24 protein-coding genes are annotated in these 25044 nt (G+C 37.6%); 5 read left to right on the top strand and 19 right to left on the bottom strand.

Features of this window, described 5'->3' with window-relative positions:
• Window positions 1-71: 71 nt before the first annotated feature.
• The 13 genes from MKY46_RS04495 to pdhA form a co-directional block, all read right to left on the bottom strand.
• Complete coding sequence (locus MKY46_RS04495; RefSeq protein ID WP_036125426.1) at window positions 72-854, bottom strand: SDR family NAD(P)-dependent oxidoreductase; 783 nt, start codon at window positions 852-854, stop codon at window positions 72-74.
• Window positions 855-1579: 725 nt separating this feature from the next.
• Entirely contained in the window at window positions 1580-2392 is an 813-nt protein-coding gene (locus MKY46_RS04490) for an ABC transporter ATP-binding protein (protein WP_036125457.1), read from the bottom strand.
• On the bottom strand, window positions 2389-3390 hold the full coding sequence (locus MKY46_RS04485; protein ID WP_036125460.1) for a FecCD family ABC transporter permease: 1002 nt from the start codon (window positions 3388-3390) through the stop codon (window positions 2389-2391). Before MKY46_RS04485 ends, MKY46_RS04490 begins: the two co-directional genes overlap by 4 nt.
• 14 nt (window positions 3391-3404) lie before the next feature.
• Window positions 3405-4553, bottom strand: coding sequence for an ABC transporter substrate-binding protein (locus tag MKY46_RS04480; protein ID WP_419185188.1), 1149 nt, complete (start codon window positions 4551-4553; stop codon window positions 3405-3407).
• Window positions 4550-5152: a hypothetical protein gene (locus MKY46_RS04475; RefSeq protein WP_036125464.1), complete on the bottom strand. Its 603-nt coding sequence runs from the start codon at window positions 5150-5152 to the stop codon at window positions 4550-4552. The genes MKY46_RS04480 and MKY46_RS04475 overlap by 4 nt, the downstream gene beginning before the upstream one ends.
• A complete protein-coding gene (locus tag MKY46_RS04470) occupies window positions 5149-5781 on the bottom strand; it encodes a hypothetical protein (RefSeq protein WP_036125465.1) in 633 nt (210 codons plus the stop codon). The genes MKY46_RS04475 and MKY46_RS04470 overlap by 4 nt, the downstream gene beginning before the upstream one ends.
• 199 nt (window positions 5782-5980) lie before the next feature.
• Window positions 5981-6589: a hypothetical protein gene (locus tag MKY46_RS04465; protein WP_036125468.1), complete on the bottom strand. Its 609-nt coding sequence runs from the start codon at window positions 6587-6589 to the stop codon at window positions 5981-5983.
• Window positions 6589-7215, bottom strand: a complete 627-nt coding sequence (locus MKY46_RS04460) for a phosphate starvation-inducible protein PhoH (RefSeq protein WP_155273205.1) — start codon at window positions 7213-7215, stop codon at window positions 6589-6591. The genes MKY46_RS04465 and MKY46_RS04460 overlap by 1 nt, the downstream gene beginning before the upstream one ends.
• A gap of 405 nt (window positions 7216-7620) precedes the next feature.
• Window positions 7621-8508 (bottom strand): LysR family transcriptional regulator, encoded by an 888-nt coding sequence (locus tag MKY46_RS04455; protein WP_051891703.1) that lies wholly within the window; start codon window positions 8506-8508, stop codon window positions 7621-7623.
• A gap of 221 nt (window positions 8509-8729) precedes the next feature.
• Window positions 8730-10145, bottom strand: coding sequence for a dihydrolipoyl dehydrogenase (lpdA, locus tag MKY46_RS04450; RefSeq protein WP_036125472.1), 1416 nt, complete (start codon window positions 10143-10145; stop codon window positions 8730-8732).
• Between the two features lie 4 nt (window positions 10146-10149).
• Entirely contained in the window at window positions 10150-11487 is a 1338-nt protein-coding gene (locus MKY46_RS04445; protein WP_036125475.1) for a dihydrolipoamide acetyltransferase family protein, read from the bottom strand.
• 48 nt (window positions 11488-11535) lie between these two features.
• The gene (locus MKY46_RS04440; protein ID WP_036125477.1) at window positions 11536-12513 is read right to left on the bottom strand and encodes an alpha-ketoacid dehydrogenase subunit beta; all 978 of its coding nucleotides are present in this window, start codon (window positions 12511-12513) and stop codon (window positions 11536-11538) included.
• Window positions 12514-12516: 3 nt separating this feature from the next.
• Window positions 12517-13632, bottom strand: a complete 1116-nt coding sequence (pdhA, locus tag MKY46_RS04435) for a pyruvate dehydrogenase (acetyl-transferring) E1 component subunit alpha (protein ID WP_036125481.1) — start codon at window positions 13630-13632, stop codon at window positions 12517-12519.
• A gap of 394 nt (window positions 13633-14026) precedes the next feature.
• Between pdhA and def the strand changes: the two genes are divergently transcribed.
• Window positions 14027-14584: a peptide deformylase gene (gene def / locus MKY46_RS04430; RefSeq protein ID WP_036125484.1), complete on the top strand. Its 558-nt coding sequence runs from the start codon at window positions 14027-14029 to the stop codon at window positions 14582-14584.
• 45 nt (window positions 14585-14629) lie between these two features.
• Here the strand turns inward: def and phnX are convergent, their stop codons facing one another.
• From phnX to MKY46_RS04405, 5 genes are read right to left on the bottom strand one after another with little or no spacing between them, the layout of a single operon-like run.
• Window positions 14630-15424, bottom strand: coding sequence for a phosphonoacetaldehyde hydrolase (gene phnX / locus MKY46_RS04425; RefSeq protein WP_036125486.1), 795 nt, complete (start codon window positions 15422-15424; stop codon window positions 14630-14632).
• A complete protein-coding gene (locus MKY46_RS04420) occupies window positions 15414-16514 on the bottom strand; it encodes a 2-aminoethylphosphonate--pyruvate transaminase (protein WP_036125488.1) in 1101 nt (366 codons plus the stop codon). Before MKY46_RS04420 ends, phnX begins: the two co-directional genes overlap by 11 nt.
• A gap of 13 nt (window positions 16515-16527) precedes the next feature.
• The gene (locus MKY46_RS04415; RefSeq protein WP_036125490.1) at window positions 16528-17514 is read right to left on the bottom strand and encodes an extracellular solute-binding protein; all 987 of its coding nucleotides are present in this window, start codon (window positions 17512-17514) and stop codon (window positions 16528-16530) included.
• Complete coding sequence (locus MKY46_RS04410) at window positions 17511-19142, bottom strand: ABC transporter permease (protein WP_036125493.1); 1632 nt, start codon at window positions 19140-19142, stop codon at window positions 17511-17513. Before MKY46_RS04410 ends, MKY46_RS04415 begins: the two co-directional genes overlap by 4 nt.
• On the bottom strand, window positions 19135-19887 hold the full coding sequence (locus tag MKY46_RS04405; protein ID WP_036125494.1) for an ABC transporter ATP-binding protein: 753 nt from the start codon (window positions 19885-19887) through the stop codon (window positions 19135-19137). Before MKY46_RS04405 ends, MKY46_RS04410 begins: the two co-directional genes overlap by 8 nt.
• A 151-nt stretch (window positions 19888-20038) precedes the next feature.
• Between MKY46_RS04405 and MKY46_RS04400 the strand changes: the two genes are divergently transcribed.
• A complete protein-coding gene (locus MKY46_RS04400) occupies window positions 20039-20806 on the top strand; it encodes a DeoR/GlpR family DNA-binding transcription regulator (protein WP_051891704.1) in 768 nt (255 codons plus the stop codon).
• A 43-nt stretch (window positions 20807-20849) separates the two neighbouring features.
• Here MKY46_RS04400 and MKY46_RS04395 read toward each other — a convergent pair whose 3' ends face one another.
• Entirely contained in the window at window positions 20850-21620 is a 771-nt protein-coding gene (locus tag MKY46_RS04395) for a Cof-type HAD-IIB family hydrolase (RefSeq protein WP_036125558.1), read from the bottom strand.
• 446 nt (window positions 21621-22066) lie between these two features.
• On the opposite strand from MKY46_RS04395, the gene MKY46_RS04390 reads away from it, so the two are divergent.
• The 3 genes from MKY46_RS04390 (at window position 22067) to MKY46_RS04380 (ending at window position 25023) form a co-directional block, all read left to right on the top strand.
• On the top strand, window positions 22067-22276 hold the full coding sequence (locus MKY46_RS04390) for a DNA-dependent RNA polymerase subunit epsilon (RefSeq protein WP_012293082.1): 210 nt from the start codon (window positions 22067-22069) through the stop codon (window positions 22274-22276).
• A gap of 5 nt (window positions 22277-22281) precedes the next feature.
• A complete protein-coding gene (gene rnjA / locus MKY46_RS04385; protein ID WP_036125500.1) occupies window positions 22282-23949 on the top strand; it encodes a ribonuclease J1 in 1668 nt (555 codons plus the stop codon).
• A 297-nt stretch (window positions 23950-24246) separates the two neighbouring features.
• Window positions 24247-25023 carry a serine/threonine-protein kinase gene (locus tag MKY46_RS04380; RefSeq protein WP_340833802.1) on the top strand — a complete coding sequence of 259 codons (777 nt, stop codon included), beginning with the start codon at window positions 24247-24249 and terminating at the stop codon, window positions 25021-25023.
• Window positions 25024-25044: the final 21 nt, after the last annotated feature.

Here is a 25044-nt window from a genome sequence, read left to right as displayed (position 1 = left end):
ATATAGGGGTTGTCTCATCATAATTTAATGAGACATCATTAAAATTATTTTCCTAGAAAAGATTATCCTATTTATAATGCGTGACCAGAGCCACCATCAATATTCACTGAAGTCCCTGTAACATAACTTGCTGCATCAGAAACTAAAAATGTGATGACGTTAGCGGCTTCTTGCGTATCACCTACACGTCCAAGTGGAATAGTTTTCCCTACCATACGAGAATATTCTTCCCACGATAAATTAGGTTCTTCCTTTTTCCAATTCTTTTCAATTTGATCACTGCGAATAAGCCCAATACATACAGAATTTACGCGAATATTATCCTTCCCTAAATCCTTGCTCATCGCTTTTGTCAAAGCAAGTCCCGCAGCGCGGCTAACTGTAGTAGGAAGCGAGCTTGCTGGAGGTGTCTTAGCCATCACCGCTGTCACATTAACGATTGCACCTGCACCAGCCTTACGCATATATGGTGCAGCATATTTGGAGCAATGTATAGCCCCAAATACTTTTAAATCTAAATCTGCTTGCCACAGCTCACTACTCACTGACTCAAAGGGATTCGCTGAAGCCGTACCAGCATTATTAATGAGAATATCAATACGTCCAAAATGTTCTATTGTACGTTCAATTAGATACTTACAGTCCTTTTCCTTTGTAACATCAGCTGGAACAATTAAAACATCCACATCTGTCTCATTTTTAATACATCCAGCCGCCACCTGTAGCTGTTTCTCTCCACGTGCGCAAAGTACAACCTGAGCCCCCTCTTTGACAAGCTGCATGGCCGTATAATAACCAATTCCTTTACTCGATCCTGTAATAATTGCTACTTTCCCAGTTAAATTAAGCTCCATTATGAAATCCTCCCTTACTTTCTACAATGCTATCATTATAGCATTTATCGATTATTCAGAATAATCAAAGGAGCTTGTAAATGATAGAAATAGTATTTGAAGCCAATACCACTACCGAATCTTCCCCATCAATAATTGCTTACCATTTTCTTTGTAACCTTTTATGTAGCAGACTCACGCATCAAGCAAATACGGTAAAATAGCAAAAAAGATGATGTCAACGGCAGAAAAAGCAATTTTGCAAGGTGATAGGTTGATTTCCGTTCCGCCAGCGCCCTTTCCAGGGGGCGTCCGATGAGCCGCTTCACTCACTTCCGTTCGCTCCAGGGTCTCATCTGTGACGCTAAATCCCCTAGGAGTGACGCTGGCTCCATTCCAATCAACCATGCTGCAAAGTGTCTTTACTTTTTTTCATACTAGTATAGCAATCAAATCACCCATTATTTGTATTCTTAGGGGGATAGGATTTTTATTTTCAATGTGGAGAAGTGATGCGTGACAACACCTCTTCATAAAGAGTCGTGAACACCTTCACTTTAGTTGGAAACATTTGCTAAAAAGTGGGTTGGAGTTGAGGGTTACTTGACTCCCATGAGATAGCGAGACAGGCGAGCAAGTAGCCTGCAACGGAAATCCATTTCTACCTTTCAATTGACTATTTTGTTTTTCAACACTAAAAAGCATGTAGTTGTTTTCCAACTACATGCTGACTATCATTTTCGTTCTTATTTTTCTGCACCTAATGCACGTGGCACCATTGTTTCTACCACATAATTCTCTTCTTCATACAGTATTTTTTTTAGCTCGATACCAAAAAATGACTGCATTCTTTCCTCCGTCATTATTTCACGTACAGCGCCATATACAACTCCCTTATCCTTTGCCGTCATCAGGACCCGATTAGCTAAATAAAAGGCATGATTAGGATAATGCGTATTAATAATACAAGAAATGCCACGCTCTTTCGCTAATTGCTTGATTGTTTGTAAAATAGTAATTTGTTTTTGAATATCCAAATGTGACTCTGGTTCATCTAAAATAAGTATTTCTGGATCGGCAACCAGTGTGCGAGCTATTAAAGCCAGCTGTAGCTCGCCGCCACTTACCTCATTGCATGATTTTTTTGCTAAATGGACGATACCAATTGTATCTAATGCCAAATGCGCCGCTTCTAAATCTTTTTTTGATGGTTGGGCCAATGTACTAATAAAAGGGGCTCTTCCCATCACAACAAGCTCTTCTATTGTAAAACCAAATACCATTTTATGAGCTTGCGGTACATAGCCAATACGTTGCCAAAGCTCCTTACGCTTGACAGTAGACAATGGCTTGTCATCTATATAGGTTTCTCCCTGCTTCCACTCTAGTAACCCTGTAATACATTTGAGCATCGTTGTCTTTCCAGCTCCATTAGGACCAAGGATGGCCATAATTTGTCCTGGTTCCAGTGTAAAATTAATATTGTTTACATAAAGATTTTGGGATTTCTTACGATGCTTTTCATAATAAAAATTGCCATTTTTCACTTCAATTATCACGCCCATCCACCTCCAGATTTACGCAGTAAATAAGCAAAGAATGGTGCACCAATAATCGCTGTTAAAATCGATAAAGGTATTTCTGTTGCTGTTATAGAACGTGCTAAATTATCAATTACTAACAAATAGACGCTTCCAATAGCAATCGACATTGGTAATACATGCTGATTATTGTTTCCAACAAGCATACGAGCAACATGTGGAATAATCAAACCCACCCAGCCAACAATTCCTGCAACCGCAACAGACACCGCAGTAATCAAAGTCGCACCAAATATAATCATCCATTTCAAAGGCACTACAGAAATTCCCATTGATTTTGCCTCATCCTCTGGGAGGGTTAAAATATTTAATCGCCATCTTAGGAAATAAAGTATTAACATACCGATAATAATCAGTGGTCCACCTATATATAAATCTTTATAAGTAACCGTTCCTAAGCTACCCATCAACCAATAGGTAATCGCAGGTAGCTTTTCCTCTGGGTCAGCTACAAATTTAGTTAACGAAATAAGCGCATTAAACAGTGCCGATGTAATAACACCTGCTAAGACAAACATAAAAATAGGGGCATTTTTGCGTGCGCCAGCAATTAAAAACGTAAAGCCGATAGCACCTAATCCAAAAAGCAATGCCATTATCTGTGTGGCAAAATTTTGCCCAAACAATAATATCCCAAGAGAAGCACCAAAGCCAGCTCCCGCCGAAACACCTAAAATATCTGGTGATACTAGCGGATTACCAAACATTCCTTGGAAGCTAGCACCTGCAATTGCTAAACCTCCACCAATTAACAATGCGAGAAGAATACGTGGCAAGCGAATATTGATAATAACCGTTTCTTCCATCTCTGTCCATGTCGGCTCTATAGGGAAAATCTGTGAAGCAAGAATCTTTAATAGCTGCTCGATACCAACCTCAAAGCGTCCTACACCAAGAGAAATAACGGCAATCACCAAGGGGAGGAGCCATAAAATAATCTTTTTCCAGTTTTGCATTTACCAATCATCCCTTAATATTTAGCTGCTTCTGAAGACGGATTTAAAATAGCTTGAATATCTTCATCTGTCACATCGTATTCATAAAAATCTTTATAATATGCTTTAATCTCATCCTCTATTTTATAATCAAATAGCGCTGGGTGATTTTTTTGTGCAAGCCACTTTAACATTAAAGGTGCGTCTCCACTAGGTGGGAACCAACGATAAATGCCTAATGGAATCTTATACACTTTACCCTCCTGAACTGCCTTCACCTGACTCCAATCCTGCCCAGCTATCTTATTTTCAAGTAAATCAGCTGGCTGTGTCTCTGTAAAATTGGTAATAAAAATAATATCTGGATTCCAAGTATAGACCTGTTCCATATTGACTTCTTTTTGTCCTTGGATATCATTTTCAGCTACATCAATTGCTCCCGTCGCATTGAGCCATTGATTACCAAAGAAGTTTTTCCCTCCAATTGTAATCGACTTTTCATTATGTCTAAACAACATCATCGCGCGAGGCTTATCTTTTTCTTCAATCGTTTTTAACTTTTCATCTAATTGAGCTTGTACTTTTTTGCCTTCCTCTAGGAAGCGATTAGCACGTTCTGTTGTGCCTGTTATTTGACTTGTTATTTCTAACCAGCTATTAAAGGTAGCTAATGGCTCTGCCGCAGCTGCGTCAATTGCCTTGAGCGCAACCACAGGAATACCTGCCTCTGATACTTTATGGATTGATTTCTCATCTGTTGCAATCTCTATATATAATTGTGGATTTACTTTCATTAATTCTTCCACATTGACTTCACCATTCTGAATAAACGAAGTATCAGCCTTTAAAACATCTGGAGACATTTTTGCTAGCATCGAATGTTTTGCTGCATTATACGAATTTGGATGCATACCAGCAATTTCTTTTGTAGAATTTGTTGCTACATACCAAGTAGAGAAGTATGGAAGAATGCCTCCCATTACAACACGCTCAATCGAATTTGGTACTGTTACTTCACGTCCTAATTGGTCAACTACAAGCTTCTCTTCCTTTGTCGTTTGTAACTCTGATGATTGTTGCTCCACCTGAGGCTTAGTATTATTTTGCGTCTCTTCGTTGTTATTATTACAAGCTGCCAGCAACATTGTTAGTGCTACAGCAGCGACAAATCCATACTTCTTCAATGTTTTTCTTCCTCTCTTAACCATTTTGCCATCCCATGTAAAAACGGCTTTGATTGATCAATAAAACCTAGTCCAATATGAAACATCGGATCAAGTGTAGTGACAACTAGTTCTCCATTAAAACTCACATTATCTACATAAAATAAAGATCGTCCATTTGGAATATCTAATAACGATTGCGCTCCTTGTGGTGGTAAAAAAGAACCGTGATAATGCCATTTCATATCATGCAATGTCACGTATTTAAAAAGTGGATGCACATTATTTTGCATTTTCATCGGTAAATCACCGCCATCTCTCACCCACCAACTAAAATTGACCTCAGAATCTTCCCAATCAATTGTCGGAAACCAGCAATCCAATATTTCACCAAAAATAATCAGTCTTTTGCCAGCATTAACAAATTTCAGTAATTGTGACTGATACCGCTTTAAAGAACGGATATCTAAGCGACAAGATAAAATAAGTGTGTCATACTTTGTTAAATCATATTGATGAAAGTGGCGAATATGTAGCACTTCATCATATAAATAATGAAATTCTTGCTCTGCAAAAAAGCGATTTTGAAATGGTAAGCCATTCGTCACAATCCCTATCATTTGCCCATACCTCCACTTGCATAATTGCGGTTAGCTTCCTCACGAATACAATCTAGCATTTGCATACTAAGCTTTTTCGATGTATTTTCTTCATGCATAAATACCTTGTAAATATCGGTACCTGCCCCTGCAAAAATGGTGCCATTTGTTGAGTGTCGATCAACATAAAGTATCGGTACACCACTTTGATCTGTAATTAACACTTCCGCATGTGCTGGTAATTCTTCAAAATAGCCACGAGAAAAGAAGCCCCGTACACCTTTTCGATAATTAATATCATAAGGCTCTATCCCTTTAAATAAAGAACAATTAGCTTGTTCAATCATGATTTCGCGATCTTTCAATGGAATAGGAGAGCGTTTCCAATTAGCTACATTTGCTAACCATGGCAATGATATTTCTGTCAGTGAAAAGATAACACCACCCTGTAGCAAATATTCATCTAAAATCATTTTATGTTCTAGTAGAAATTGCTCTTCTACATGATTTGTGATAATTATTCCTGCATAGGCAGTTAAATCAACATAGGGTAAATCATATAAATATAAAAATACTAAGCCACGTTCACGATCCTCAGCCGTTAATCGAGTAAACTGAATATCAATGCCAACATAAGCAATAGGTTCCACTAGTTCTCCTACTTTCTTTTATCAAAAAATTTCCTTACCAATGACAAGCAAATTCCAAAATAATTAATTTAATACCCATAAGCTTATTTTTCTACACTATGTACGGCAAGCTTTCCTGTCAAAACCTTGAACCAACATACTACTAACACTTGCGCCTCAAATAGAGCTATTAGTAATCATTTTGCGCACTTAGCATTCCTTATATTTGCCCTTTCTTTAGCCAAGGTAAAAATCCTCGTAAGAAGCGTTCTGTTGCCGGCATAAAATAAGATCCAAAATGATAATCTGGATCCAATGTTGTATTGACCCAAATCCCATTTGTGTTCACTCGATCAATATATAAGACGGCCCCACCATCATCTGTCGATACTAAAACTTCACAGCCCTCACTTGGCCAGTACACACCATGTTGATGCCAAGTAGCATCCTCTAATGTAAGATAATTCTTAAATAAATCATGAGTTGCCTCTACTAAACGCAAGCCACTATCAGCATTAGGCTCTAGCCACCACCAAAAATTGGTTGGCCTAGATTCCCAATTATGCATTGGCAACCAATCTCTGTGCTGAGGGCCAAATGTGACCACTACTTTACCTGTATTCGCAAAATCATAGATCTTTTGAATATTTTTATCTAATAACCCTGTATGAGATTGAGAAGGGATGATTAATACATCAAAGGCATCTAAATTTTCTTCCTCTAACTGACGCACTGGAATCAATTGATCGATATACTGAGCGAATTCAGATGTCTTATATGTACGCCAATGTTGTGAACTACCACTATACATAACAGCTATTTTACGCACTACTTGACACTCCTTTCCGCTAAATACATGTATTCTTCTTGTACCCATTGCATTAGCTGTGTAGGAATACGACTGGTTGTTTTTGATGATGACGGTGTCATGCCTCCAATAGTAAAAAGATTATTACCTGCATGCATAAAAATAGTCCCATTTGTTGAGCTTCTGTCAATAAATGTCACAGGCTCACCGTCTGGCAAGGTTAATAATATTTCCGCATCTGTAGGTGCTGGATGATGTCCACGAGCAAAAAATCCTTTCACACCTTTATTTATCGTCATATCTTCTTCCTTTACACCTGCAAAAATTCTGTGTTGTTTCGCAATTGAGATGTCATAATCCCAATGATTTCGAATTTCCTTTGCAATAAATGCTTGCTGCCCTGGCAACCAATTTGTGACTAAGTTACCGAAGAAGCATACAATCTTTTTACTTGCCAAAAAATCTGCGATAATTTGCTTCTTTTCTAGCAAAAAATCTTGATCAACAAACCCTAAAATTATCATACATTTATAAGAAGACAGCTCAATATTCGGTAAGTCATACATATCTACAATTTCAAAATTTTCATCTGCTTTGCCTTGAGAAAAAATATTACATGGATGAACAACAATATAGTCTTTTGACATCTTCATACCTCCTTGCATTTCGAACTATATCACCATTGATAACGATTATCAATATCATATAAGGGTTAAGATTTTAATTTTCGCTGTCCACTTATCCGTTTTTCTCGAATTATAAAAATCTCCTATTGTACTATTACATTTTCTTATAGAATGCTATAAACCTACAAATGAAGGATGATATTCTATCAAAAATGATTCTTGGAAGTCATCGCAAAAAAGCTATATAAATTCCTCCAAGTGCTACCATACTGCTGGCATAGATGCTCAATTAAGATAAAAAAACCCAAACAATTACGAATCAGTAAATAAAAGCTTCGTATATTGCTTGGATTAAATTAGAAAATATTTTAATAAATATAATAGAAGAAACACTATAAAAGATTTATTTACCATTATAAGTTTAGCTTACCTGATAGACTCTATCTTCAATTTCTTCTTTATACGTTCACAAAATGCTTGTTCTTGCTCATTTAAAATTTGGTTACGGTTAAATACAATACCATTTTTTCGTTTAATAGATAGACCTTTCACATATTTAAACGTTAATTTATCTAGACTATCCTCTATTGATTTATAAGGTAAAAAGGATACGCCCATACCCTGCTGCACAGCCTTCTTAATAATTTCAAAATTAGTCATCTGTATATAATAAACAGGTACTGCCTTCTGATGTAAAGCTTGTTTAATATGCTGATTCAAATAAGAACTTTGGGACAATAGCATCGATAAGTTTTTCAAATCTCTTGTATAAATGATTTGACGACTTGCTAAAGGATGATCATTTGTCATCACTAATACTAATTCTTCCTCAAATAAAATATCGATATCAAATGACTCGTGAACAATCTTATCAGCATCATAAATCGGCATCACAGCAAATTTGGCATGGTTTTCTACTAAACTACTTTTTAAATCTTCATAGCAATAGCTATTAATTTCATATGGATATTGTTTATATGTGCTATTATTTTTATCAAATAGCTCGTCAAAAAAGCTATCTGCAATATAGTGACTTATATATAATTTGATATTTTCCTGTTGTGTCTGCTTTACTGCTATTCGCAATTGTTGGTCCATTTCCTGCATCTTCTGCGCATAAGCCAACACCATTTCGCCTTGTGTAGTTAACTCGATTTGTCGTTTTTTCCGTGAGATCAGCTGGCAGCCTAATTCACTTTCCAATTGCTGAATATGCTGAGAAACTGTTGGTTGGGAACAAAACATCTGCTTCGCTGTTTCAGTAAATGATTTGTATTGTGCTAATAAAATAAATGTTCGGTAGCGCTCATTCATCGTAACCCATTCCTTCATTTTTAATTGATAATTATTATCAATTATAATACTATTTTTTATGCATAAAGTAAAATTTAATATCCATAGGGCCACATCTTCAAGTTATTACCTTTTATTTATTTTATTCAACGACAAGCTGCATTTAAGAAAACAATTGTAAATAAAAAAGGAGTGTAGATAAGCGAATGAACATCCGCTTTTTCTACACTCCTTTATTCAAATTATTTTTTCGCTACAATGTGGATTGGGTTGCCAAGTAATACTTCAGCAGTTTCCATTGTAATTTCACCTAATGTTGGGTGAGCATGAATTGTTAAAGCGATATCTTCAGCAGTCATGCCGCCTTCAATCGCTAAGCCCATCTCAGCGATCATATCAGATGCACCAGCACCTACGATTTGAGCACCGATTAATAAGCCATCTTCTTTACGAGCAACAAGCTTCACGAAACCTTCTGATTGGTTTAATGCAAGCGCACGGCCGTTTGCTGCGAATGGGAACTTCGCTGCAGTGTATTCAATGCCTTCTGCTTTCGCTTGTTCTTCGTTGTAACCAACTGTCGCCATTTCTGGATCTGTGAAACATACAGCCGGTACAGCAAGATAATCAACAACTGATTTTTCACCAGCAATCGCTTCAGCAGCAACTTTACCTTCGTAAGAAGCTTTATGTGCAAGCTGAGGACCTGCAACGATATCACCAATTGCATAGATGTTTGAAATATTTGTACGACATTGTTTGTCAACATTGATTAGACCGCGTTCACCGAATTCAACACCGATTTCAGCAAGGCCCATTTCATCTGTATTTGGACGACGACCCACAGTTACTAATACATAGTCAGCTTCAACTTTCTTCTCTTCTCCACCAACTTCATAAGTTACTACTACGCCGTTTTCAGTTTCTTCAACGCCTTTTGCAGATGCGTTAACTTCCATTTCAACGCCTTTCTTTTTAAGGCCTTTTTTCACGATTTGCGTCATTTGTTTTTCGAAGCCAGCTAAAATATCTTTTCCGCCTTCAATAATTGTAACTTGTGAACCTAGGTTTGCGTATGCTGAACCTAGCTCTGTACCAATATATCCGCCACCGATAACAACTAATTTACCAGGAACTTCTTGTAAAGAAAGTGCTCCAGTAGAGTTTAGTACGCGATCAGAGAATTTGAATGTTGGAATTTCAACTGGACGAGAACCTGTTGCAATAATGACATTGTTAAATGTGTAAGTTTGAGCAGATTCACCATTGATGATACGCACTGAGTTAGCGTCAACGAAATAAGCTTCACCTTGTACAATTTCAACTTTGTTACCTTTAAGTAAGCCTTCAACACCGCCTGTTAATTTTTTAACAACGCTGTCTTTAAATGCTTGTGCTTTTGAGAAGTCTAATTTCACATCAGAAGCGATGATTCCCATGTCATCTGAATGTTTAGCTTGCTCAAAACGGTGACCTACTGAAATTAATGCCTTTGATGGGATACAACCTACGTTTAAGCACACACCACCAAGTACATTTTTTTCAACGATTGTTACTTTTTGGCCAGTTTGAGCTGCACGAATTGCTGCTACATATCCTCCAGGACCTGAACCAATGACAAGAGTATCTGTTTCGATTGGGAAATCTCCTACTACCATTTTGTTACGCCTCCATTAATAATAATTCTGGCTCACTTAACAAACGCTTTAAGTGATTTAAAGCATTTTGTGCAGTGGCTCCATCGATCATACGATGATCAAAGCTCAATGATAATGCTAACACAGGTGCGGCTACAATTTCACCATTTTTTATTACAGGTTTTTCTGAAATTCGACCAATACCTAGTATAGCTACTTCAGGATGATTAATTACTGGCGTGAACCATTGTCCTCCTGCAGAGCCAATATTCGTAATGGACATGGAAGCACCTTTCATTTCATGTGGCGCAAGCTTGCCTTCACGGGCTTTCGTCGCTAACTCATTGATTTCATTAGACACTGCAAATACAGACTTGCGATCTGCATGCTTAATAACGGGTACTAATAAGCCTCTTTCAGTATCAGCAGCAATACCAATATTATAGTAATGCTTTTGAATAATTTCTTGCGTTGCATCATCTAATGAGCGGTTAAATTCAGGGAACTCGCGTAAAGTTGAAATAAGCGCTTTTACTACATATGGTAAATATGTTAATTTGACACCTTTTTCAGCAGCGATATCTTTGAATTTTTTACGATGTGCTACAAGAGCTGTTACATCGACTTCATCCATAAGTGTAACATGCGGAGCGGTTTGTTTCGAGTGTACCATTGCTTTTGCAATCGCTTTTCGAATACCAGACATTTTCTCACGAGTCTCTGGGAATTCCCCTTCAAGAACTACAGGTGCTGCTGGAGCTGCTGCCTCTTGCTGAACTGTTGCGTCAACTGTTTCAACATTTGCCGTATCAGCCTCTACAGTGCCGCCACCTTTTAAGAAGTTTTCAATATCTTCTTTTAAGATTCGACCATTTTTACCTGTACCCTTCACTTCACGGATGTTGACATCTTTATCACGTGCAAATTTACGTACAGAAGGCATTGCAATCACACGTTTTGTTTCATCAATCACTGTCTCCGCTTTTTCAGGAGCTTTTTCTGGTGCCTTCTCCTCTTTAGCAGGAGCTTTCTCTACGTCCTGACCAGACTCTGCAGTTGCCTGAACTTGTGCTTCTGTTTTTTCTTCAGCATGATGATCACCTTTTAGCTTTAAGTCCTCATAGCCAGGTGCATCCAAACGGATTAGGACATCGCCAACTACAGCAACTGTTCCTTCTCCTACTAATACTTCCTCAACTGTTCCTTCAACTGGTGAAGGAATTTCTACTACCGCTTTATCATTTTGGACTTCACAAAGAATATCGTCTTCTTTTACTGTATCTCCAGCTTTAACGAACCATTTCACGATTTCGCCTTCGTGAATTCCCTCGCCAATATCCGGTAATCTGAATTCAAATGCCATGTGTACCCATCCTTTCTAGTTACTGTTGTTCAAGTTTAGAAGCTTTACTTAGAATGTTAAAACTTTTTTCGCTGTTTCCATTACATCTTTGTAGTTTGGTAACCAAACACCTTCAGCTTGTGGGAATGGGTACACAGTATCTGGTGCAGCCACACGAAGAACAGGAGCTTCTAAGCTTAAAATTGCGCGCTCTGTAATTTCTGCTACTACGTTTGCAGCGATACCTGCTTGTTTTTGAGCTTCTTGGACAACGATTGCACGACCTGTTTTTTCAACTGATGCGATAATTGTTTCCACATCGATCGGTTGAATTGTACGTAGATCAATGACCTCTACAGAATGTCCTTCTTTTTCTAGTTCTTCAGCAGCCTTTAAGCTTTCATGAACCATTAAACCGTAAGCAACAATTGTTAAATCAGTACCTTCACGTTTTACATCTGCTTTTCCTAGTGGAATTTCGTATGCTTCTTCAGGTACTTCTTCACGGAATGAACGGTATAGTTTTAAATGCTCTAGGAAAATAACTGGGTTGTCATTACGAATAGATGAAATAAGTAAACCTTTTGCATCATATGGTGTTGATGGAACAACAACTGTTAATCCTGGTTGTGCTGTCATTAAGCTTTCTAAGCTATCGGAGTGCATTTCAGGTGTGTGCACACCACCACCAAATGGTGAACGGATTGTTACTGGTGCATTATATACCCCACCACTACGGTAGCTCATACGTGCTAATTGACCACTAATTGAATCCATTACTTCATAAACGAAACCGAAGAATTGAATCTCAGGAACTGGACGGAATCCTTGAAGAGAAAGACCGATTGCTAAGCCACCAATACCTGATTCTGCTAATGGTGTATCAAAAACGCGATCAACCCCAAATTCTTTTTGTAGGCCTTCTGTCGCGCGGAATACCCCACCGTTGACACCTACATCTTCCCCGAATACAAGAACGTTTTCATCATTCTTTAATTCTGTGCGAAGTGCATCTGTAATTGCTTGAATCATCGTCATTTGTGCCATAGGTTATTTCGACTCCTTCTCTTTATAGATTTCATACTGTTCTTTTAAATTAGATGGCATTTCGCCTTTATACATGTTTTCCATTAATTCTGTTACTTTTTGTTTTGGAGCAGCATCTGCTTTTTTAATTGCTTCTTTAATTTCTTCTTTTGCACGTTCGATTACTGCTTCTTCTTTCTTTTCATCCCATAAACCTTTTGCTTCTAGGTATTTACGGAAGCGAACAAGCGGATCTTTTTGTGCCCATTCATTATCTGTATCAGATGTACGGTAACGTGTTGGGTCATCTCCAGCCATTGTATGAGGACCGTAACGGTAACACATTGTTTCAATTAATGTTGGACCTTCACCATTAACTGCGCGCTCACGTGCATCACGCGTTGCTACATAAACTGCAAGCGCATCCATTCCATCTACTAAAATACTTGGTAAACCAGCTGCCACACCTTTTTGTGCAATTGTTTTAGCAGCTGTTTGCAATTCACGAGGTGTTGAAATTGCATATTGATTATTTTGTACGATGAAGATTGCTGGTGATTTAAACGCACCTGCAAAGTTAATTCCTTCATAGAAATCGCCTTGAGAAGAACCACCGTCACCAGTATAAGTTACTGCAACAGCTTTTTTCCCACGTTTTTTAATACCAAGTGCCACCCCAGCAGCTTGAATATATTGTGCACCGATAATGATTTGTGGAGCTAAAACGTTTACACCTTCAGGAACCTGATTGCCGATGAAGTGACCACGCGAGAATAGAAATGCTTTTTCAAGTGGTAAGCCATGCCATACAATTTGTGGTACATCACGGTAACCTGGTAAAATCCAATCTTCTTGTTCTAACGCAAAATGAGAAGCAAGTTGCGAAGCTTCTTGACCAGCAGTCGGCGCGTAGAAGCCTAAACGACCTTGACGGTTTAGTGAGATTGAACGTTGATCTAAAATACGTGTATAAACCATACGTGTCATTAGTTCAACTAGTTCCTCATCTGATAATTGTGGATCTGCCTCTTTATTTATAATTTCGCCTTCTTCATTCAAAATTTGAAACATTTCAAACTTATCTTCGATTTCAGTTAGCGTTTGTTTAGCATCAAAAATATTATTGTTTTTCTTGCTCATTTGTCACATCTCCCTTTCAGCTGTATTAAAATAAATCACCTTTTTAACTAGTACAACTTATTCTTGAAATTCAGTATACTGAATAAAATACTGTCGGTCAATCATCTATTACTGCTCTATACAAAGATTTTTTCTAGAATAACAATCAAACATTGCTGTCCTATACTGTATCAGTAATATTCAAATTCTGTATTACAACACCTTATTTACACCGTACAGCTCATACGTTTTCTCACAGCTTTTCCCCTAGTAGAATACCCCATTCTCGAAAATCTAATAGCATTAGAAAAATTTTTTGAGTATATTCAAATAAGGTCTTTTTTCATGTGATTGTTTTAAGACGTGATGTATACTTATTAATAAGGCACTACAAAGTTGAAAGGAAGATTACTATATGATTTTAATGGATGATATTATCCGCGAAGGTCATCCGACTTTACGCACAAAAGCAGAGGAAGTTAAATTCCCTTTAACTGATGAAACAAGAAAGCTTGCAGAGGATATGCTTCAATATTTAATCAACAGCCAAGATCCTGAAATGGCCGAAAAATATAATTTGCGTAGTGGCATTGGCTTAGCTGCCAATCAGGTAAATTGCTTACAGCGTATGTTTGCCCTTCATTTAAAAGATGAGGCTGGCGAACAATTAAGCTTTGTGGCCATTAATCCAAAGATCGTTAGCCACTCTGTCGAAAACACATACCTATCAGCAGGAGAAGGATGTCTTTCTGTTGATCGTAATATTCCTGGGTATGTGCCACGTCATGCACGCATCACAGTAAAATTTAAAACAATTGATGGTGAAGAGAAAAAGATGCGCCTTAAAGGATTGCCGGCTATTGCATTTCAGCATGAATTAGACCATCTGAATGGTGTTATGTTTTATGACCGAATTAATGAAAAAAATCCATTTGCCGAAATACCAGATTCAATCCCATATGAGCGAGACTAAAAACAAACCTCGGCAGTTATCCACATCTGCCGAGGTTTGTTTTGTTTATATTCTAGTTATACGTTCATTAATCGTTTCAATTAACGCAGGTAGCTCTGCCATAGTTTCAATCGTATAATGAGCGCCAGTTTCTTCAAAAATGCATTTCGTTTTCGCTATCACTTGCTGTTGTTCTTCAGCAGTTAATGCTTGGAACTCTGCTTCAGAAAGTCCCATTTCTGAACTTCCAATAATAACACCAACAGCCCAAACACCTGCATTCAAGGCCTCCATTATATCTGAGGTTGTATCGCCAACCTTCACAACTTGCTTTGTTGCTTTTGACCCTAATGCCTCCATATTTTTAAAAATCATGAATGGGTATGGTCGTCCTTTATCCCCTACCTGTGTAGGTGTTACGAGAAAATCAGGTTGATAACCCTTGTCAGCTGCATGTCTTGTCACTACTTCCATCATGGAATCAGTATAGCCTGTCGTTGAGCCAATTCGAATTCCCGCTTCTCTCAATTGCTGTACGGTCGCTTTCACATGCTGGATAGGATCTGTATAAGTTGCCAACGATTCCATTAACTTTGTTTCGAACTGCTTGTATAATGCACTTACATTTTCTTCTGTAAAGGCTTGTCCATGCACACGTTGCCATTCATCAGCAATTCTTGGCATTTCCAGCATCGTACGGATATGGTCAATTTTCAGCATACCCATTGGTTTACGAGCCTCTTCCAGTGTAACTGTGACACCTGCATCTTCAAAAATCGTTAAAAAAACATTTACAGGGGCAAAGCAACCAAAATCTACTGCTGTCCCTGCCCAATCCAAAATAACCGTTTCAATTTTCATTCGTTTTCACCACCATATAATTTTCTATGACCTCACATAACGTCAGCATATCTTCCTCATGAATATCACCAATATTGCCAATACGGAATGTATCCACATCAGTCAACTTACCAGGATAGATGACAAAACCCTCTTTTTTCATTTCCTGATAAAAATGCTCAAAAGTAAACTCATTGTGTGGGAATAAAAATGTTGTAATAATAGGTGATTGAAGCTCTTTTGAAACGTACGCTTCAAACCCAAGCACTGACAAACGAGAGCGAAGTATATGATTATTATGCGCATAGCGCTTATGGCGGGCATCGATTCCACCTTCATCGATTAACTCCTCAAGCGCCTTCGCAAAAGCTGCCACTACATGAGTAGGTGATGTGAAACGCCACTTTCCATCTTGCTTCATCACTTCCCATTGGCTATACAAGTCTAATGCTACGCTACGGGCTTGTCCTTTACATTTTTCTAAAGCTTTTGTGTTCGCGATAACAAATCCAAAACCTGGCACACCTTGAATACATTTATTGGCACTACTAATGCAAAAATCAATATGCAAATTGGATACATCCATCGGTACACCACCAAAGCTACTCATCGCATCCACGATAAACGTTTTATCGAATGAATGAACAACTTCTCCTATTTCCTTTATTGGATTTAAAATACCAGTAGTTGTCTCACAATGCACTACGGCTACATGTGTAATACTTGCATCTTTTTCAAGAAAAGCTTGAACTTCTAATGATGATGGCTGTTCATCGTAAGGGACACTATAAACAACATGTTGTAACTTTAAAACGTTAGCCATTTCAACAATTCGCTCACCATAAGCACCATTTGTTAGAATTAGTACTTTATCGTTATCACCAATCGCAGTTGTTAGTACAGACTCTACGACAAAGCTTCCACTTCCTTGCATAAGCACCGTGGTATATTCAGGCTCCTCGACATGAGCTAACGCTAAAAGTTGCTTGCGAATCACTTGTGTCACATTTTTATAGTCGTCATCCCATGTACAACGATCTTTTAACATTTCCTGTTTTACCGCTTCAGTTGTTGTCAATGGTCCTGGTGTCAATAATTTATAGTTACTCATCTGCTATAACTCCTTATCGCTGCGCTTCTTTAAAGAAGGCTTGATGTTTTTCTAATAAATCAACCGTTAATGTTGTATCCCATTTTTTTAAATAAGCTGGAACATACTCATCCTTTACCTGTTCCCCTTCATATAGAGCTACAGGATATTGCTCCAATAAACCACTGCGAGCCTCCGTTGCGATCACCTTTGCCATTTCTTTAGCTAAAGCCTCATCACCTTCTTTATCCACAACAGCCACAGATTCCGTTAAAGTGAAGTTTCCTTCTGTCGGGTCAATATATTCAATTGGCAATCCTTCGTTTTTAGCATCAATCGCTTGAATACGTAAACCAAAGCCTGCAGCAACCTCACCAGTTTTCACCTTTTTGATAGGGCCAGAACCTGAGCTTTCAATATGTGGGCCAGCATTTTTAATTAAATCAGCTAACACCTTTTGTCCTTCATCGTCACCATATTCCTTTATAATGGCTTGTACTAAAAGCCAGCCTGTTGAGGAATCCATAATATTTGGGAAGGATACTAATTCCTTGTAAGCAGGGTCTGTCAAATCCTTAATCGATTTCGGTATTGCTAGCCCTTTTTGTTGCAATATTTCTGTATTAATAAAGATGGAGCCAATATTGCCTAAAATTGGCAGTGCATATGTAACTCCTCCATCAAGCGGCTTTAAGTCCGAAGAAATATCTACAAACATGGCTTTAGAGGTTTGAGCACTTTCTATAAAATAGGAAGCCATCGTGACAACATCTGCTTCAATATCTGTCCCTTCTGCCATCATTTTGCCACCTAACTCAGAAGTACCGAATGATTGGATTAAATACTTACCTTGATAGCCCTTATCATCTAATGTGGATTCCATTACTTCAATTGCTTCATCATCAGCATTTGAATAAATAATGACTTGCTCTTTGGAATCAGCTGTTGCCCCTCCACACGCAGCTAAAACAACCGCCGCTGCACTAATTGTCCCTAACATCATGCTTGTTGACTTGTTCATTTTGATATCTCCTCCGCTTTTTCTTTATGTGCTGTTATATAATCACAACCTAATTTCACAATGAGGTTTGTACATAAAATAAATATCGATAGTACAAAAATATCGGTGTACTTTGCGAAATGCTGAAGCTCTTTGATGCGTGTTGAGACAAGCATTGTCTTCGTGCTGACAAGGAAAATAACACCACTAACCGTGACCATAGCATTTAAAAAAAAGTAACTAAACATTTGATAAATCGTTGGTCTAATATTCGGCAAAATAATTCGTCTAACGGTTTTTAACCAAGAATCCTTTAATAGCTCAGCTGTCACTTCCCATGTAGGGTCCATCTTTTGTAATGAATTTTTCGCCATTAAATAAGGTGTCGTAAAAAAATGAACAATATTACATGCAACAATGATGAAAAATGTACCTTTTAATGAACTTCCATTAAAGAAAAACAAGTAGGACAATCCAAGCACCATTCCTGGTACTGTATTTGTAATCATGGAGGCTACATCTAAGCTTTTTCTTCCTTTTAACGGTGTCCGAACATTGAGTAGCGCTGACAGAAATGTAATGACCACGCCTAATATAGCCGTTAATACTGCCACGATAAGAGAATTGACATATACCTTTATTAAATCCTTCTCTGCTAGTACATTTTGAACATGCTCTAATGTAAAGCTGAAGTTATATGGATAGCCTTTCGTAAAAGGCACAATAAACATCGTTGCAAAAATGATGAATACGATCGTCACACAGACAATTGAATAAATAGTAAACAACGTGTCACGCAGACGATGCTTTACAAGGTCACTTCGCCCACCTTGTTTATAGTGAAAATTGAAACGCTCTAAAATTGTTAATAGGGCAACACCAAGTACGGCAGGTACTAGCATTAACACTGATATCACTGCGCCACGCTCAAAATGGACAATGGAGCCTAACATCGCTTGATAAAGTTCAGTGGCAATCACTGTGTAATTTCCACCAACAGATGCGGGTATACCAAAATCTGTGAAGCTTAAAATAAACGTTAAAATAAAAGCACCACCAATCGTACCTAACATTGGACGGAATACGGTATGATAAAAGCGACGAAGTGAATGATCATGCATTAACATGGACACCAGTAAAAATCGTTTGTCGATATATTGCATGGAGTTTTGCATTAAAATAAAAGCGACTGGCAATGTATATAAAACGTAACCAAGCACCAAACCGTTGTACCCATAAATTGTAAAAAGGGGTTGCCCCACTAATTTCGTTAGAATTCCTTGATTACCAAATGTATAAATCAGCACAAAACCATAGGTGATGGTTGGCAGAAGCATGGGCAAAGTAATGCCTATTTGCACAAGCTTTTTCGCATGGCGATGCATCGTTGTAAAATGAACAGCATAGGCCAATAAAAAAGCTAAAATGGTTGTAATCACTGAGGCTACAAAAGAAACTTTAAAGCTATTGATAAAGGCTTCTCGAATTTCGATATTTTGTAAAGCATCTATATAATTTTGAATGGTCACCACATTTCCTATTTTGAAAGACTGCCAAAACATATAAAGTAATGGCACAATTAAAAAGAATAGGAAAAAAATAAGAATCGGTAGAAAAATCAATTTCATCATTTTATTCGTTTTAAGCATATGTTTCTCCAAACAATTGATAGATGTTATGTCGCTTAATATGAAGCTGCCTTAAAATAAAATCCTCAATAAATTGATTTTTTGGTGCTGTTACTATTTCATGAGGTGTACCAAATTGAGCAACTGTTCCCTCATTAATAATCATGACTTTATCAGATAATGTGAGGGCTTCTTCTGGATCATGTGTCACGATAATGGTTGTCAATTTAAATTCACGGGCAATGGATTTAATACGCTCCTTGATGGATTCCTTAATGACGCCATCTAATGCACTTAGTGGCTCATCTAACAATAGTATTTTAGGCTGCATCACAAGTGTCCTCGCAATGGAAACTCGTTGTTTTTGCCCACCAGATAATTCGTGAATCTTTTTCTGCAGATGAGGTGTTAGCTCTAAAAAATCGATATATTCTTGTATCTCCTCTTTCGACATTTGCACGTTCTTATTTTTCAAACCATAAACGATATTGTCGTATGCATTTAAATGAGGAAATAACGCAAAATCCTGAAACACAATATTAAAACCTCTTTCTTGCATCGACTGCTTGGATATATCTTGTCCATTGTAGACAAGCTGTCCAGCCGTGGAATCTACAAGCCCTAAGATGATATTGAGCAAGGTGGTTTTACCACAACCACTTGGCCCTAGTAACGAAATGATTTCACCTGATTCGATGGTTACATTGATATCTACTAAAACTTTCTTATTTTTATAGCTTTTTGCGATATTTTTTAGCTCTAACAAATTGGTCACCTCTCTCAGTTCTTAGCTTTAGTATAGTGACCATTTGTAAAGGAAAATGCATTTTCGTGTAAATGTTGAGTAAATTCTGACTAAGTGTTGACAAAGTTATGATTATTTTGAGTAAATATCTAGTAGAGGTGATAACATGTATATGATAGAAAGACAACATCAAATTTTGCAGTATGTAAGACAACATAAGGTTGTTAAGTTAGTAACACTCACAAAAGAATTTAATGTTTCGATGGAAACAATTCGCCGCGATGTCCAACAGCTGATGCATGATAAGAAAATTGAAAAGTTTTATGGGGGTATTAAATATATTGAGCCTGTTGAGGGAATAATCGATCAAAGACTTCATGAGCAGTTAGCAGAGAAAATCGCCATTGCCAAAGCTTGTGCCTCACTCGTGGAAAATGGGGAGTGTATTTTTGTCGATAGTGGAACCACTACCTATCAAATGACCCCCTTTTTATTGAACAAGGAAAAATTAACAGTAGTAACAAACTCACTACCTGTAGCATTTGATCTAATCGGCTCTAATATTGAGGTTATACTAATCGGTGGTAAAGTTCGTCATTCCGAAAAATCAGTGACATCGAATGAGTTTTTATTCCGCTTTGAACATTTGAATATCAATAAAGCGTTTATATGTGCTAGTGGCGTTTCCATTGAAAAAGGTATTTCTGATTTTAGTTTGGATGAGGCAATTACTAGAAAACAAATTATCTCTATCTCCCAAACAGTTTACGTTGCTACAGATTCCTCCAAATTTAATAAGGATGTAGCGATTCAAGTTTGTCCTTTGACTGACGTAGATGTCATTATCACAGACAATGCACTTTCTAAAAAGACGATTCAGCATTTTTCCGATAAAAGCGTTCAAATAAAAGTTGTCAACATTGAGGAAAACCAGTCATAATAAAAAAACAACTAGTTGAATTTTTTCCAACTAGTTGCTTTTTTTATATAATTGCTAGCTTGCGCATGATTTTTGCAAGACCATCCTCATCTACATGGTCGGCAATATGATGTGCCACCGCCTTCACTCGCTCATGGCCATTCCCCATGGCAACACTTGTCCCAACAGCTTGCAGCATTTCAATATCGTTTATACCATCTCCAAAAGCAAAAGCATCTTGTAAAGTGATGCCCATTCTTTCTAGCACCTTTTCGATACCAGCAGCCTTTGAGCCACCTTTTGGTAAAATATCACAAGAATAGCGATGCCAACGTATGAATTGAACATTTGGGAATGTCTCACAATATAAAGATTCATCTTTTTCTTCCATAAAAATAAGTGTTTGATATACATTGTTCTGCATATAATAAGAAGAGTCTAATGCTGGATATGGATATTTCAGTGTATCTAAGCTCTCAGCTACCATATGATGATCGCCAATAGAGGCAATCATACGTTTATCATCTAAAAATACTACTGGTTCATTACGAGCCTCACCAAAGGCAATGATTTTTGCTAGTTCTTCCTTTTCAATACCATTTGTATAGACAACTTCACCCTTGTATACAACATATTGTCCATTGAAAGTAACATACGTATCAATTTCTAATTCTTCTAGTAGTGACTCAATCATAAACGGAGCTCGTCCTGTTGCAATTGCCAGTTCATAGCCATTTCGACGTGCTGCCAAAAGTGCCTCTTTTGCAGATGCAGGTAATTTTTTTTCACTGTTATAAAGCGTACCATCTACATCAAAAAACAAAATTTTGTTCATTTTATTAACCATTTCCATAAATAGCATCCTTTCAAGGTAAATGACTTTACATAGACAATAATTTTTATTATAATGATCCTAAGGAGTGATGTGCCATGCTGAAGAAACTAAAACGGAAATTGTTGAAGCAACTTCGTGGCGTACTCGGAAAAAAATCAATTGCCTAACATTTGCCCTTCATTATTTGAAGGGCTTTTCTTTATTTTAGAGGAACTGCGTGATAATATAAAGGAAATGCATTTATTTGGCTATACGCAACCACTGTCTCACTACTTCCTATATAAATTTAAAACATAGTGCACAACTGAAGCTTTGAGATACAAGAATTACAAACGTACATTTCTTTATGAAGGCTTTATGAAGGAAATTCGTTGTTTTCTTGTAGCACGTGTGTGGTAGTAGTCAAAGGTGCAAGAAAATTGTACGCAATTAAAGGAGAGCAAACTATGATTTACAAAGTTTATTATCAAGAAAATGCAAATGAGATTCCAGTTCGCGAAAACACTAAAAGTCTATACCTTGAAGCTGCTTCAGAACGCGAAGTACGTCAAAAGCTAAAAGACCGTAACTACAACATCGAGTTCGTTCAACTGCTTGAAGGTAACTATTTAGAGTACGAACAAGCAAGCCCGAACTTCGTCTTGGAGGAAATTTAACAAACATGAAGTTTGTTAAAAATGACCAAGCAGCTGTTTTCGCGCTCGGCGGACTGGGCGAAATCGGCAAAAACACTTACGGCGTTCAATTTCAAGATGAAATCATTTTAATTGACGCTGGCATTAAATTTCCAGAAGACGATTTACTCGGCATTGACTATGTTATTCCTGATTATACGTACTTAGTACGTAATGTCGACAAAATTAAAGGACTGTTTATTACACATGGACACGAGGACCATATCGGTGGTATTCCCTACCTTTTACGTCAAGTAAATGTCCCTGTCTATGGTGGTAAGCTTGCACTTGGCTTATTACGTAATAAATTAGAAGAACATGGCTTGCTACGTACAACAAAGCTAATCGAAATTAAAGAAGAGGATGTTATTAAGTTTAGAAAAACATCTGTGAGCTTCTTTAGAACAACACACAGTATCCCTGATGCATATGGTGTTGTTGTGAAAACACCACCTGGTAATATCGTTCACACAGGTGACTTTAAATTTGATTTTACACCAGTGGGTGAGCCAGCCAACTTAACGAAGATGGCTGAAATTGGACGTGATGGCGTGCTTTGCTTACTATCAGATAGTACCAACGCTGAAAAGCCTAATTTCACAATGTCAGAGCGTACAGTTGGAAAGAGTATCGATGAGATTTTCCGTAAAGTGGATAGTCGTATTATTTTTGCTACATTTGCGTCAAATATTCACCGATTACAGCAAGCCACAGATGCTGCCATAAAATACGGAAGAAAAATTGCTGTCTTTGGTCGCTCCATGGACAATGCTATTACCATTGGTCGTGAGCTTGGCTATATTACCGCTCCAAAGGATACATTTATCGATGCTCAAAGTATCAACCGACTTCCTGCAAACGAAGTGATGATTTTATGTACAGGCTCTCAAGGTGAACCAATGGCAGCCCTATCACGCATTGCCAATGGTACGCACCGTCAGATTCAAATACAACCTGGCGATACGGTTATCTTTTCTTCTTCCCCAGTACCAGGTAATACTGTGAGTGTTAATAAAATTATCAATTTATTGTTCCGCGCAGGTGCAGAAGTCATTCACGGCGCTTTAAACAATATCCATACATCTGGTCACGGCTCACAAGAAGAACAAAAACTGATGCTTCGTTTAATGAAGCCTAAATTCTTTATGCCTATCCATGGTGAATTCCGTATGTTAAAAATGCATACACATCTAGCAGAAGATTGCGATGTTCCACTCGACAATACATTTGTGATGGAAAACGGTGATGTGTTGGCATTAAGTGCCAATGAAGCGCATGTTGCCGGTCGTATCCCTTCTGGAGATGTTTATATTGATGGTAATGGTATTGGCGACATCGGCAATATCGTATTACGTGATCGTCGCATCCTTTCTGAAGAAGGTCTGGTCATTGTAGTAGTTAGTGTAGATATGGAAAACCAAAAAATCGTTTCAGGTCCTGACATCATTTCACGTGGCTTTGTCTATATGCGTGAATCAGGTACGATGATTAACGAGGCACAGAAAATGCTAAATCGTCATCTGAATGCAACGATTCAAGGCAAAACACCTCAATGGACAGAATTGAAAAATGAAATAACTGATGTTTTAGGGCCGTATCTATTCGAAAAGACAAAACGTCGACCAATGATTCTACCGATTATTATGGAGGTTTAACCTCTTGTGAAGAAGCTATGTAAAGTTTACATAGCTTCTTTTTTATTTTTGAAATATTGAAACCTCCTTTTTTATTTTTACGTATATAGTTATAACAACATCTAAAGGAGCGTTTTTTATGCTAGATAAAATTCTTCATTCCTTGCTCAATGGTAAATCCAAACGCCGTTATTCTTCATCAAGTAGCCGTCGCAAGTATTCTAAACGACATAATTATTATGGTCATAAGCATTATAAACGTGGCTCTCGTAAAAGCTCACGTAGTCTTTTCAGCTCAATGAGTTTCTTTAGCAGTTAATGTGGTGGAAGCGACTATCCGAAAAAGGCTTCGATCAGGCTGTAGCACATTACATTGGCAAACATCCCAACTTCTCCTTTAAAAAATTGCTTGGCTATGGTGCATATGGTCGTGCATATTTGATTGAGGATTGTTCATCAAAGCTATTTGTCTTAAAATGCTTGCGTCCCAAACACCGTCACCACAAGAAAACCATCCAAAAATTTAAACAAGAAATACACATACTCCAACAAGTTTCACTGCCCTATGTTCCTACCATCCATTCAACAGGAACGATTCAAGATAGTCCATTTTTTATTATGGACTATGTCAATGGGCAAACTTTTGAACAACTGATTTTTGAGGATGGTGCCAAGTTTACAGTTATTCAATCACTTGCCATTACAAAGCAACTTTTAGAACAAATTATTGAATTACACAATCATGGTATTGTTCATCGCGATTTACGTATTCCTAATATATTGCTAGTCCATCAACAATTGCATATTATTGACTTTGGTCTCGCTACCACTTATCAGAAGCACATCGACCTCTCTGCTATTGAAAATCCTAAACGAGCAGAAAATCATATTAGCGATTTATATTTTGTCGGTCATTTTTTATTATTTTTACTGTACTCAAACTACAAGCCAAGCAAACGAAAAGAGCAAGCCTGGCAGCAAGAATTGAAATTACCGATTGAAGTCAAAGATTTTCTTGAACGGCTATTATGGATTCAAGACCCTTTTAATAGTGGGTTAGAGGCTTGGCAATCTGTCCCCTCACTCACCCACTAAAAAATAGAATTGTTCACCTAC

It is taken from the genome of Lysinibacillus sp. FSL M8-0355 (genome assembly GCF_038008985.1).
Taxonomy (GTDB): Bacteria; Bacillota; Bacilli; order Bacillales_A; family Planococcaceae; genus Lysinibacillus; species Lysinibacillus fusiformis_D.
This window is presented reverse-complemented; position numbering and strand designations above follow the sequence as displayed.

Coding starts and splice junctions, on each gene's coding strand:
- MKY46_RS04495 (WP_036125426.1), bottom strand. CDS start 854: ATGGAGCTTAATTTAACTGGGAAAGTAGCAATTATTACAGGATCGAGT.
- MKY46_RS04485 (WP_036125460.1), bottom strand. CDS start 3,390: ATGCAAAACTGGAAAAAGATTATTTTATGGCTCCTCCCCTTGGTGATT.
- MKY46_RS04475 (WP_036125464.1), bottom strand. CDS start 5,152: ATGATAGGGATTGTGACGAATGGCTTACCATTTCAAAATCGCTTTTTT.
- MKY46_RS04460 (WP_155273205.1), bottom strand. CDS start 7,215: ATGTCAAAAGACTATATTGTTGTTCATCCATGTAATATTTTTTCTCAA.
- MKY46_RS04455 (WP_051891703.1), bottom strand. CDS start 8,508: ATGAATGAGCGCTACCGAACATTTATTTTATTAGCACAATACAAATCA.
- lpdA (WP_036125472.1), bottom strand. CDS start 10,145: ATGGTAGTAGGAGATTTCCCAATCGAAACAGATACTCTTGTCATTGGT.
- MKY46_RS04445 (WP_036125475.1), bottom strand. CDS start 11,487: ATGGCATTTGAATTCAGATTACCGGATATTGGCGAGGGAATTCACGAA.
- MKY46_RS04440 (WP_036125477.1), bottom strand. CDS start 12,513: ATGGCACAAATGACGATGATTCAAGCAATTACAGATGCACTTCGCACA.
- pdhA (WP_036125481.1), bottom strand. CDS start 13,632: ATGAGCAAGAAAAACAATAATATTTTTGATGCTAAACAAACGCTAACT.
- def (WP_036125484.1), top strand. CDS start 14,027: ATGATTTTAATGGATGATATTATCCGCGAAGGTCATCCGACTTTACGC.
- phnX (WP_036125486.1), bottom strand. CDS start 15,424: ATGAAAATTGAAACGGTTATTTTGGATTGGGCAGGGACAGCAGTAGAT.
- MKY46_RS04420 (WP_036125488.1), bottom strand. CDS start 16,514: ATGAGTAACTATAAATTATTGACACCAGGACCATTGACAACAACTGAA.
- MKY46_RS04415 (WP_036125490.1), bottom strand. CDS start 17,514: ATGAACAAGTCAACAAGCATGATGTTAGGGACAATTAGTGCAGCGGCG.
- MKY46_RS04410 (WP_036125493.1), bottom strand. CDS start 19,142: ATGCTTAAAACGAATAAAATGATGAAATTGATTTTTCTACCGATTCTT.
- MKY46_RS04400 (WP_051891704.1), top strand. CDS start 20,039: ATGATAGAAAGACAACATCAAATTTTGCAGTATGTAAGACAACATAAG.
- MKY46_RS04395 (WP_036125558.1), bottom strand. CDS start 21,620: ATGAACAAAATTTTGTTTTTTGATGTAGATGGTACGCTTTATAACAGT.
- MKY46_RS04390 (WP_012293082.1), top strand. CDS start 22,067: ATGATTTACAAAGTTTATTATCAAGAAAATGCAAATGAGATTCCAGTT.
- rnjA (WP_036125500.1), top strand. CDS start 22,282: ATGAAGTTTGTTAAAAATGACCAAGCAGCTGTTTTCGCGCTCGGCGGA.
- MKY46_RS04380 (WP_340833802.1), top strand. CDS start 24,247: ATGTGGTGGAAGCGACTATCCGAAAAAGGCTTCGATCAGGCTGTAGCA.